Genomic DNA, 12,221 nt, shown 5'->3' with positions numbered 1-12,221 from the left:
AGCAACGTATTGATGATTATTCAGACTGGCTAATACAGCTTGTCAGTATAGGTGCTGGACTGGAAATTTCCAGGTGCGTTGCCTGTAAGCTCCAATAAAATAGTTATACACAGTGCGATTTCAGGCATATCTGACCATTGTATTATGGTAATTAATAACGTCTGCGTCGCAGTCATTTCATCGGATTGCAATAAAAATCGCGTCCTGAAACCCTAGGGAATGAGATATTTCTTATAGGGTTTTTTTAATAATTTAAACGCAGAGATATAACTTTAAGAAACGTTCATACAAATAACTTATGGAAGGCGATTATATAAGAGGAATTTAATTTATTGAATAAACTGCCGGTTTATGACCTTTATGATTCAGTAAACCTGAACTATTATCTGATGTGAGATAATCATTACTTGAAATCTTTTATTTGAATGTTGCCAAGTGCTAATTCTGCTGGAGAAGCCTGTGCTGATCAAACGCAAACGCGTACGCTCTCATAATGAAGATCGCTGGTTGGCGCTGGTACTGGCCACCAGCGCCGGCACCCTCAATGCGATGGCGCTTAGCGCCTTTGGTTTTTTTCCATCCCATATGAGCGGTAACACCTCACAGATTTCAAGTGAAGTTTCGCGATCGGACTTCGAAGATTTATTTTTTTTCAGTCTAATCCTCATTGCCTTTATCGCCGGAGCATTTAGTGCCCGGTTGGCGGTTGCCGCAGGTTCTAAAAAAAATCTACGCACCATATATTGCCTGATGCTATTGGCAGAGGGTATCGCACTCTCCTTATTGTCAGGCATTGAACTGCTATTTCATTCATCGGAAAATAATCGTGAATCTATTATATTCCTCGCCTTTTTAATGGGTATTCACAATGCCACGTCAACCCAGCTGTCAAACGGCAGAGTCCGTTCTACGCATATTACCGGCACTGTTACCGATGCCGGCATTGCGCTGGGTTCTATGGTGGCTGGATGGCTGTCGCGTGACGCAAACAGTGTCCAGCGTGCGCAATATAAGGTTCTGTCGACCCATTTGACCACGCTGTTCTCTTTTATTGGCGGAGGCATTGCCGGACTGCTGCTCTACCGGCTGGCAGGCTTTGCCGCCATGCTGGGTGTTGGCATTTTTCTGATACTGGTGGCCTCAGGCGCCATCATGCTTGCGCTTAGCACCACACGCAGACCACGGAAAAGCACCGTCAGACCGAGGGGGATAACCAGTCAGCAAAGTGAGTGATAAGTAAAATGATACGACAATACCGGTTATTACCGGAATATCCACGCTCTTTTACTCTTACTATTCATGCATTGCGTTAAATAAGTTCTCGCCAAAATTGATGATCTTATCTTCAACCGTGCGTGCAACCTCAGCCCCTGCGTAGCTAAAGATCGATTAACCTGGCCGCTCCGGCGCACACCTACCTCTAAGCCAGCATCACTGCTGCAATGGTCTATGATTGATCTGTTAACCCACCCACGGTTAAAGGTTATCGCTGCCAGCGCCGCCCGAATAAACAAGACACCGACATACAGTCAGGCTGCACGACCTTATGTTGACGTTTTGAATCGTTTCTCCCCGCGGTTATCAGGGGCCAGGTGCTGAAAAAACAGGTTTGTTTTCAGAGTGCCCATCAATCGAACAAGGAAAAACAGATGAAACCAGGGTCATTTACCGGCAGTTGGGGAGCGGAAATTATGCCGGGGGAAGAAACTCGCTTTCGCCTCTGGGCACCGGATCAGCAACGTCTCGCGATCCGTCTTAACGGTGTTGACAAAAACATGAGCCACGTTGGCGATGGCTGGTTTGAGCTGCGGCTGTCTGGCGTCACCGAGGGTGCCGAATACAGCGTTGTACTTGCTGATGGTACGCAACTGCCTGACCCGGCGTCGCGCGCGCAAAAATCCGACGTCAACGGCCCGTCTCTGCTCTGTAACCCCTGGCGCTATCCGTGGAAAAATCGCCAATGGCGAGGCCGTAGCTGGGAGGAGAGCGTCATTTACGAATTGCATATGGGTACTTTTACTCCTGAAGGCACGTTTCACGCAGCGACACAGAAGCTCGCTTATCTTGCCGATCTGGGTTTTACCGTGGTTGAGGTGATGCCGCTGTCGCAGTTTGGCGGAACACGCGGCTGGGGCTATGACGGCGTGCTGATGTATGCGCCGCATTCAGCCTACGGAACGCCGGATGATTTCCGCGCTTTTGTCGATACGGCTCACGGGCTGGGGATATCGGTCCTGCTGGATATTGTTCTTAATCACTTTGGCCCCGAGGGCAACTCTCTGCCGCAGCTGGCCTCCGGTTTTTTTGATAAACAGCGTATGACGCCATGGGGGGCCGGCATTGACTATGCGGCTAAGGCACCGCGTCAGTTTATTATTGAGGCACCGCTGTACTGGTTGCAAGCCTACCGGCTGGACGGTCTGCGCTTCGACGCAATCGATCAGATTGAAGACAGCGCCGGACAGCACATATTAGTCGAGATAGCTGAGCGCATCCGACAGGAAATCACTGACCGGCCCGTTCATCTGACCAGCGAAGACTCGCGCAACATCACCGCACTTCACCCTTATGACAATCAGGGCAAACCGCTGCTTTTTACCGCCGAATGGAACGATGATTTTCACAATGCCGCTCACGTTCTGGCGACCGGGGAGACGCATGCCTACTATGCAGACTTTGCCACCGCACCGGCAAAGCTATTCGCCCGGCTACTGGCAGAGGGGTTTGCCTTTCAGGGCGAAGTGGCGCCGCAGTCCGGCCAGCCACGTGGTGTCAAAAGTGGCGCCCAGCCGACGGTGGCGTTTATCGACTTTTTACAGAACCACGATCAGACCGGTAACCGGGCGTTGGGTGAAAGGCTACTGCCGCTGGCCGGTGCCGACAGCGTTACGGTGTTACTGGCCACACTGCTTCTCTCCCCGCATATTCCACTCTTGTTTATGGGGGAAGAGTATGGCGAGACCAATCCGTTTCTGTTTTTTACGGATTTTCACGGCGATCTGGCGCGCGCAGTACGTGAGGGTCGCGCCCGTGAGTTTGCCGATCATGCCGGCCATCAGGACGCGGAGGTTCCGGACCCGAACGCGATGGATACGTTTGAACGTTCAAAACTGGACTGGCATAAACTTGAAACATCCGACGGCAAACGCTGGCTGACACTGGTTAAAACGCTGCTGGCACTGCGGCAACAGTACATCGTTCCACTCTTGCGTCAGCCTCAGGGAAATACCGGACGCGTAGTCGATCTTTCGGGAAGGCTGATCGTCGTTGCCTGGCATCTGCCGAACGGTTCGCTATCCATGGCGATTAATTTGGATGATAAAAGCCATCCGCGACCCATTCTGCCGGGGCGGACACTCTATTCCTGGCCGCCTTCAACAGAAGAACTGCCCCGCAATGCCATACTCGTTCGCCTTGACAGTGGAGAAAACCAATGACGTTACCCGTGGCGACCTATCGCCTTCAATTTCGTAACGGCATGACCTTTGATCGCGCCGTTGGCCTGGTGCCCTACCTGAAAAAACTTGGCATCAGCCATCTGTATGCGTCACCGCTCTTCACTGCCACTAGCGGCTCCACTCATGGCTATGACGTCACCGACTGTTGTCAGATTGATCCTGTACTGGGCGGTCGTGAGGGTTTTGATCGTCTGGTCAGCGCACTACATGAAGCCGGTTTGCAGCTGATACTCGATATCGTGCCAAATCACATGGCCGCCTCGCTGGAAAATGCCTGGTGGCGAGATCTGATTGAACACGGTCGCGCCAGCCGCTATGCACACTATTTCGATATCGACTGGTCACGCCCGCTGACACTGCCGGTGTTGGGTGACAGCTTTGACACGGTGCTGAAGAGAGGCGAGCTGCATATTGACGCTGACCCACAGTCCGGTCATCCTGCACTGCGTTATTTTGATCAGTACTATCCGCTGACGCCTGCCAGCTGGAAAAGGCGTAAGGATCTGCTTTTACCCACCACCGACCCGCAGCTAATTGCCCGGATTCATCAGCAGCAACCCTGGCGACTGATGAGCTGGCGTGATGCCCGACATACGCTCTCCTACCGGCGTTTTTTTGAAATTACCGGTCTGGTCGGCATACGCGTTGAAGATAAAACGGTTTTTGAGGCCACCCACGCATTGATTCTTGAGCTGGTTCATTGCGGCGCGGTTGACGGGCTCAGAATCGACCACATCGATGGTCTTTCCGACCCCAAAGGCTACCTGATCCAGCTGCGCCAGGCCGTCGGTCTCCAGTGCTATATCATCGTCGAAAAAATTCTTGCTGCCGCCGAACACTTGCCAGTGGACTGGCCGGTTGCTGGCACGACCGGTTACGAGTTTATCAGCGCGATACCCGACGCGCTGATAGACGCTAATAACATCGAAGCACTGCGCCAGCTCTGGAACAACACGCTGTCCGGACCTGAAGATATGGCCGCCTCACTGCGCGCAGCAAAGCGGCAGATGGTCGAGGTTAATTTTGCCGGCGAATTCGCTACCTTGCTGGCGCTGGCGGTAGACTATGCCGCGACGGAGCCGGAAATGGTTGCCCCCGGGCAGCTTGAAACAGCGTTACGGGAGCTGCTGCTGGCTTTCCCCGTTTATCGTACCTATGCCAATCAGCAGGGTGTGCCAGCCCCTGACCGGTCGCTATTAAAGCAGGTCATTCAGACCGCGTCTGCGCGGATCCCACCCGCCGATCGCCGCGCGTTGCGTATCCTGAGCGAGATCCTCATCGGTGGCCCGCAACCAGAAGGGCGAGAAACGGCACTGAGATTTTGTACCCGCTTCCAACAGCTGACAGGCCCGCTGATGGCTAAATCGGTGGAGGATACGCTGTTTTACCGTCAGCATATGGCGCTGGCACTCAATGAGGTGGGTGCCGATCCACTCATCACTACGTTCTCCCTTCCCCGTTTTTACGCCCAGATGCAGACACGCGTTAACCTGCAACCTGAGGGTTTGTGCGCCACGTCAACTCATGACACCAAACGCGGTGAGGATGCCCGCGCCCGGCTGTATACCCTGGCCGAAGCGCCCGAACGTTGGGCAATGCTGATGAACCGCTGGCGTGAGGTTCATCGACAGCAGGTTAAAATGCTGGCTGACGGCCCGGCACCAGAGCCAGGCATTGAGTGGATGATTTGCCAGGCACTGGTGGGCGTATGGCCGCCTGCGCTGCGCGCAGATGACGCTCAGGGTCTGGCCGCGCTGGAGGCACGCTTTATTCCCTATGTCGAAAAAGCGCTTCGCGAAGCGAAGTTGCGCACTCACTGGGATGATAACCATGAAGATTATGAGCACGCCGTGCTGGAGTATGCCCGCTATCTGTTTTCTCCGGCGGCGCACGCATGGCGGATGGAGTTTATCGATTTGTTACAGCCTTTTATTCGCGCCGGGTTGGTTAACAGCCTGAGTCAGACGCTCCTTAAACTGACGGCGCCGGGCACTGCGGACATTTACCAGGGGAGTGAAGTCTGGGATTTTAGCCTGGTCGATCCCGATAACCGCCGCGAACCTGATTTTGCCGCGTTGATCCTGCGCACCGATACGGTGAGCCAGTTGACTATCGCTGCAGAGAGCAGCTGGCTTGACGGCAGCATTAAACAGTACGTTATCCGCACCCTGCTGCATTTTCGTCAGCAGCATCAGCAGCTGTTCAGAGACGGCGATTTTTTGCCACTCACCGTCAACGGCGAACATTCCCACAAGGTTATTGCCTTCGCCCGCCAGCATGACCGGAGCGTGCTGATTGTCATTCTGCCACGGCTTATTTTCCATGACCTGCGCGACACCTGTGATTTGCCCGGTTCGGCCTGCTGGTCCGGTACGCAGGTGATGTTACCCGAACAGCTGGCCGGGAAACGCTACTCCAGCCTGCTTCACAGCGAGGAGGGGATACTCAGCAACAGAATAGAGATCGCCAGCATTTCCGGCCCGCTTCCCTTTTTACTTCTGAGCGCCTGAAAAGAGAGGTTATGGCCTTACCTGCAAATTCCCTTTATCTGATTGGAGAGATGTATGTCAGAACGCAAAACGTACCGTATTCTGGCCGGGAGCAGCTATCCTCTGGGCGCTAATTACGATGGTGAAGGTGTCAATTTTGCTCTTTTTTCCGCCTACGCAGAGCGCGTAGAGCTTTGTCTGTACGCGCCGGACGGAAAAACGGAAATAGACAGACTGGAACTACCGGAATATACCCATGAAATCTGGCATGGTTATGTGCCAGGACTGCAGGCCGGCGCGCTGTATGGGTTCCGTGTTTACGGCCCATTCGAACCGCAAGCCGGTCACCGTTTCAATCCTAACAAGCTACTTATCGATCCTTACGCCCGCGAACTGGTGGGGAATATTGACTGGAACGAGGCCCATTTCGCCTATGATTTGCTGCACGATGATCGCGACTTAACCTTCGACAGCCGGGACAGCGCCCCTTTTACCGCAAAATGCCGGGTTATCGATTCACATGAATCTATCACCCGTGACGCCAGCCGACCGGCCATCCCCTGGCCCCATACCGTGATTTACGAGGCCCACGTAAAAGGCTTTACCCAGTGTAATCCTGCGCTACCCGCTGAATTACGCGGCACCTATGACGGCATGGGCCACAACGCCTCCGTTGAATACATAAAAAGTCTTGGCGTGACGTCGGTGGAGTTACTGCCTGTTCACTGGTTTCCCGACGATCAGCATCTGCTTGATCGAGGGCGGGTCAACTACTGGGGTTACAACACGCTGGGTTTTTTTGCGCCAGCCTCGCGCTACTATGGCCCTCGCGGGCTGACAGGCGTTCGTGATATGGTCCGTGCGTTCCACGATGCCGGTATCGAGGTGATTCTTGATGTGGTCTATAACCATACGGCAGAGGGCAACGAGCTTGGCCCCACCCTCTCTTTCAGAGGCATTGACAATTTTTCTTATTATCGCACGCTACCTGACCAGCCGCGCTACTACATTAACGATACCGGCACCGGTAATACCGTGAATACCTCACACCCTCGCGTGTTACAGCTGGTGACCGACTCACTGCGCTACTGGGCCGATACCATGGAGATTGACGGCTTTCGTTTCGATCTCGGTACTATCCTGGGTCGCGAGCCGGAGGGATTTGATCAGCGCGGCGGTTTTTTTGATGCCATCACTCAGGACCCGACGCTTGCCCAGCTTAAACTCATAGGCGAACCGTGGGATATCGGACCTGGAGGCTATCAGGTCGGTGGCTTCCCGCCGGGTTGGGCGGAGTGGAACGATAAATACCGCGATACCGTCAGAGAATACTGGAAAGGCGATAACGTCTCCCGTGATTTCGCTGCCCGGCTTCTCGGCTCAGGGGATATTTACGATCTGCGCGGCAGACGCCCCTGGGCAAGCGTCAACTTTATTACTGCACATGACGGATTCACACTCAACGACCTGGTGTCTTACAACGACAAGCATAACGAGGACAATGGTGAGGATAATAACGACGGTCACAACGACAACCGTTCCGCCAACTACGGCTGGGAGGGACCGACTGACGATAACGAGATAAACTCGGTGCGCGAACGGCAAAAGCGGAATTTTCTTACCACGCTGTTTTTTTCTCACGGCACACCGATGCTGCTGGCCGGTGATGAAACCGGACGTTCACAGCGAGGCAATAATAATGGTTACTGTCAGGATAACGCACTCTCATGGATTCAGTGGGAAAATCTGTCGGATGGCGCTGAGGCGCTACGCGCGTTCACTCAACATATTATTCGCCTGCGCGCACAACAACCCTTACTACGCCGCGATAACTGGCGCGATGGTATGGAAATTAAATGGTTCAACGCTGGCGGTGGCTTCCAGCTGCCCGAGCAATGGGAAGAGGGGACGACACTCGGCGTGTACATCGGACGCGCCGATGACAGTGTCGGGGAAGAGCTCTGGCAGGAAATACTGATGCTGCTAAATCCTTATCAGGCCAGCGTTGATTTTCGTATACCACAATTTGGGGAAGATGGCTGGATACTGGAGCTGTCTACCGCCGATACAGCGCAGCACGGACAGGTCGTGTCGCGGGAGATAGATTATGCGCTGCCGGGGGGCAGCATCACCCTGTTTCGTCGCCCCTGAATGTTAATCAGTCTAATTGCCCTGGCGAGATAACCCGCGCCAGGGCCTGGGCGCATTACCATTTGAAGCGGTTTGAATTTTCCCAGTCTTTAAGTTCCTTCTCCGCCTGGTCTTTGCCGTAGCCATAACGTTCCTGTATACGTCCGACCAGCTGGTCACGTTTACCTTCTATCATCCTGAGATCATCGTCGGTGAGCTGACCCCATTTTTCCTTCACTTTTCCTTTGAACTGCTTCCAGTGTCCGCTGATACGATCTTCGTTCATAAAGGCTCTCCATTTGGTCAGTGTTGCCATTTGACAGACTGATGCACAGTTTATTCGGCTGTGTAGCAATAACTATAGTTGCTTTATCTGGGTTGAGCCTTATTCACGGAACAAATACAGATAATTCCTTATTGCTGCGACGTTATTCATTATCCGGCCAGGCTACCGGTGAAATGCCATTCAGCACCGGGGCGGCAAACAGGAGGCCCTGGAAAGTGGTAATACCCGCCGCCTCCAGCCACATCCACTCCTCCGGCTTTTCCACACCCGAAGCGATGAGGCCGATCTCAAGTGACTTGCAGCAGCGGATGATAGCATGGACAATCGCCTGCCTGGGGCCGCTACGGTGGACATCATTTATAATGCTGCGATTGATTTTTATCCTGTCCGGCTGGAAACGTGTCAGCAGCTGCAAGCCAGCAAACCCGGCGCCGAAATCGTCAATCCCTACACTAATCCCGGCCGCTTTTAACTGACGTATCGCCGCGCCAAACTCGTCGGGACGAGAAATAACTTCCTTTTCAGTAAATTCGACGATAATTTGCTTCGGCACCAACCCGCTCTGCCGGATCTCCCTCAGCAGACGCTCAACGGCATCCTGCACCCTCACCAGTGTCATCGGCAGCAGGTTAATCGCCAGCGACTGACGGCCAATTTCAAGCCGCTTTGCCATCGTGAAAGCCTGCACTTTACTGCTCAGGTCAATTTCATACAGGCGTTCAGGTGGCAGATCGGGCAGATAGAGGCCGCCTTCAGGGTTACGGACCAACGCCTCCAGCGTGACGATTTCACGTGCAAAGGGATCCACGACCGGCTGGAAAGCGAAGCGGCAATCAGCGGACTCATCCGGCACCTGGACAGTTTTCACCTCCTCGCCTTTGTCATGGGTAAAAACCCAGTGACCCGGCAGTGGGATCTCGTAATACGTCTCCTTTTCTGTGGCTTCAATGAACGTACGTAAAAAGCCCAGCGCACGATCATCATAGGTCAGCTGATGCGTTGACGTTCCCTTGCTCAATACCACATTCAGCACGCTCTCCCTGTCATGCTCACGCAAATCGAACAGTTCCATCCCCAGATTACCGAAACGTCTTTCAGGGGCATAATCGCGCATCAGCTCAACAATATTGTGATGGCGCTCGTCCTCATAGATACGATTATAAATCTCGATAACCGCTTTTTCTGGCCCTTCAAGCACCTGGAAAAAATGGGTGCCATTAAATAACAAGATGCCCGTTACGTCGAACAACGCATTTGTTTTATTCGCCGATGCCACCATTTCTTCAATGTGTTTTAAAGGCACATCGTCACGAATATGACTGCGATAAATCAAAGTAGAGAGCATGGGAAGATCCTGATATCAGGGAAAGATAAGAAGCTCACGTTAACAGAATATGCCGGCAGGTTATACCCTTCCTGACCGGGGCGATGTCCGGTGGCATGTTTTGGTCGCATGCGGGGAATGTCGCTTTCGCGATCACCCAACCAGCCTTAATCGCGTTATGGTTTAGCATCTGACAATGCGTTGCCGGGATCGTTGTTGATGAGAGTGGTAATGAACAGGGAGATAAACGCCCACGCTCGCGTTTATCTCCCTGTTATCGATGCGGGCTTAGCCCCGGGGAATTTGCTGAGTAATGCAGTGAATATTGCCGCCACCCAATAGAATTTCACGCGCGGGTACGCCGGTGATCAGGTAGCCAGGAAAAATCTGCTGAAGCAAATCGCGCGCCAGACCGTCCGTTCTCGCATCGAGCAGTGGGAAAATAATCTGCTGATTACTCACCAGATAGTTAACATACGATGCCGCCAGACGGTTGCCTTCGCGGCGTTCAATCGCGTTACCACTGCTAACATCCCGCGTCTCTTCAACGCGGGCATATTGCACCGGCGGTGCAGGCATTTTCCAGACTTTCAGCCGACGGCCACGGGCGTCAACCGCCTGCTCAAGCACCGCCAGAGCAGAATTTGAACGGGCGTATTGTGGATCGCTCGGATCGTCACACCAGTGCAGGATGACCTCGCCCGGCCGGACAAAACAGCACATGTTATCGATGTGACCGTCGGTTTCATCGTTATACACCCCTTCCGGCAGCCAGATGAAATGCGTAACGCCCAGATATTGACTCAGCAGGCTTTCAATCTGCGTCTGCGACAGCTGTGGATTGCGGTTAGGATTGAGCAGGCACTCCGCCGTGGTCAGCAGGGTGCCTTCGCCATCACTATGAACAGAGCCCCCCTCCAGCACCAGCGGCGCCTCAAGGCACGGTATACCGAGCTGCGCCAGCACCGCCGTCGCCACCTTTTCGTCCTGTGACCAGTCGTCATACAAGCCACCATTTAGACCGCCCCAGGCGTTAAACTGCCAGTTGATACCTTTACGCTGACCATCAGATGAAACCACCACAGTGGGTCCGGTATCACGCATCCAGGCATCGTCGCTTGGCATTTCAACCAGCGTCACGCCCTCGCCCATGACGGCCCGCGCCTGCGCCATCATCGTGGATGGCACACCCATAAAAACTGGTGTGCGTGCGCTAATCGCAGCAGCCACAGCGGCAAAAGCCTGCTGCGCAGGGCCGGCCTGTTGACGCCAGTTATCCGGACGATGGGGCCAGAGCATCCATATCGCCTGATGGGGTTCCCACTCACCGGGCATTCTCAATGTGCCGCCTGCTGCCATATCACTTACTCCAGGATTTACCATCAGACGTAGCGAGTCGTCCATACATTTCCGGACGACGATCGCGGAATAACCCCCAAGCCGCACGCTGGGCGGCAATGGCTTGCAGATCGAATTCATGAACCAGCACGCACTCTTCGGTTTTTCCGGCCTGAGCAACCAGCGCACCGGTTTGATCGGCGATAAAAGAGGAGCCGTAAAACGTCATTTCCAGTCCGTCGACATATTTGCTGGCTTCGGTGCCGATGCGGTTAGAGGCAATAACCGGCACCAGATTAGCGGCGGCATGGCCCTGCTGCACCCTGGTCCAGTGGGGCTGACTGTCTATTTCCGGGTAGGCCGGTTCAGAACCGATTGCCGTCGGATAGAAAATAATTTCTGCCCCCATCAGCGCGAGGCTGCGGGCAGTTTCAGGGAACCACTGATCCCAGCAGATGCCGACGCCGACTTTGGCATAGCGGGTTTGCCACACCTTAAAGCCGCTGTCGCCTGGTACAAAAAACTGTTTCTCCTGGTAGGCCGGACCGTTCGGAATATGGGTTTTACGATAGGTATCCAGCACGCGGCCATCAGCATCAATCATGACCAGCGAATTGTAATAAGCATTGTTAGCACGCTCAAAGAGGCTCAAAGGCAGCACGACCTCTAACTCCGCCGCCAGTGCGGAGAAATGCTTTATCAGTGGACTGTTATGGACCTCTTCCGCCAGCGCGTAATGCTCCGGGCTCTGATCAATGCAGAAATATGGCGCCGCAAACAGCTCCTGAATCAGAATAATTTGCGCCCCCTGGGCATGGGCCTGTCTGACCAGCTTCTCTGCGTTTTGAATGTTTTTCGGCAAGTCCCAGCTGCACGCCATCTGAGTTGCAGCGACTGTTACTTTTGTCATTAGACCCTCTTTGCCATTCGGTTAAATGAGTTTCAGTGATAAAAACGGCCTCAAACCTTCATGCATACGTTGATGTGCAGGTTGTCCGTATGAAGCCCATTCCGGCTGCAGGCGTTATACACGTGCGCAGCCCTGTTGCCAATACGTGTGCAAAATAAAAAAACGCCCGCGCGGTATGGCCTGTGCTGTTACCGGAAGTGTAACACCCTCCGCCTTTATCTGCCCGAAAAGGAAGTGGATCTCATCAGGTTGTACGCTTCGCTGTTCACACCATTTTATCAAGTTT

At 53.6% G+C, this 12,221-nt stretch carries 8 protein-coding genes; 4 read left to right on the top strand and 4 right to left on the bottom strand.

Annotated features, from left to right (window positions below; all coding sequences use genetic code 11):
* Window positions 1–459: 459 nt before the first annotated feature.
* The 4 genes from BM191_RS01835 (at window position 460) to glgX (ending at window position 8,098) form a co-directional block, all read left to right on the top strand.
* A complete protein-coding gene (locus tag BM191_RS01835; protein WP_092874335.1) occupies window positions 460–1,233 on the top strand; it encodes a YoaK family protein in 774 nt (257 codons plus the stop codon).
* 416 nt (window positions 1,234–1,649) lie between these two features.
* Window positions 1,650–3,437, top strand: a complete 1,788-nt coding sequence (treZ, locus tag BM191_RS01830) for a malto-oligosyltrehalose trehalohydrolase (RefSeq protein ID WP_092874332.1) — start codon at window positions 1,650–1,652, stop codon at window positions 3,435–3,437.
* Entirely contained in the window at window positions 3,434–5,968 is a 2,535-nt protein-coding gene (gene treY / locus BM191_RS01825) for a malto-oligosyltrehalose synthase (RefSeq protein ID WP_092874329.1), read from the top strand. Before treZ ends, treY begins: the two co-directional genes overlap by 4 nt.
* Window positions 5,969–6,022: 54 nt before the next feature.
* A complete protein-coding gene (gene glgX, locus BM191_RS01820; RefSeq protein WP_092874326.1) occupies window positions 6,023–8,098 on the top strand; it encodes a glycogen debranching protein GlgX in 2,076 nt (691 codons plus the stop codon).
* 55 nt (window positions 8,099–8,153) lie between these two features.
* Here glgX and BM191_RS01815 read toward each other — a convergent pair whose 3' ends face one another.
* The 4 genes from BM191_RS01815 to aguB form a co-directional block, all read right to left on the bottom strand.
* On the bottom strand, window positions 8,154–8,363 hold the full coding sequence (locus BM191_RS01815; RefSeq protein WP_092874323.1) for a CsbD family protein: 210 nt from the start codon (window positions 8,361–8,363) through the stop codon (window positions 8,154–8,156).
* A 142-nt stretch (window positions 8,364–8,505) separates the two neighbouring features.
* Complete coding sequence (locus tag BM191_RS01810; protein WP_092874320.1) at window positions 8,506–9,708, bottom strand: diguanylate phosphodiesterase; 1,203 nt, start codon at window positions 9,706–9,708, stop codon at window positions 8,506–8,508.
* 267 nt (window positions 9,709–9,975) lie between these two features.
* Window positions 9,976–11,070: an agmatine deiminase gene (gene aguA, locus BM191_RS01805; protein WP_407927850.1), complete on the bottom strand. Its 1,095-nt coding sequence runs from the start codon at window positions 11,068–11,070 to the stop codon at window positions 9,976–9,978.
* Window positions 11,048–11,935, bottom strand: a complete 888-nt coding sequence (gene aguB, locus BM191_RS01800) for an N-carbamoylputrescine amidase (protein ID WP_092874317.1) — start codon at window positions 11,933–11,935, stop codon at window positions 11,048–11,050. Before aguB ends, aguA begins: the two co-directional genes overlap by 23 nt.
* Window positions 11,936–12,221: the final 286 nt, after the last annotated feature.

Source organism: Izhakiella capsodis (genome assembly GCF_900115045.1).
Taxonomy (GTDB): domain Bacteria; phylum Pseudomonadota; class Gammaproteobacteria; order Enterobacterales; family Enterobacteriaceae; genus Izhakiella; species Izhakiella capsodis.
Note: the sequence above shows the minus strand (reverse complement) of the source record. Positions and strands in the feature narration are given on the sequence as shown.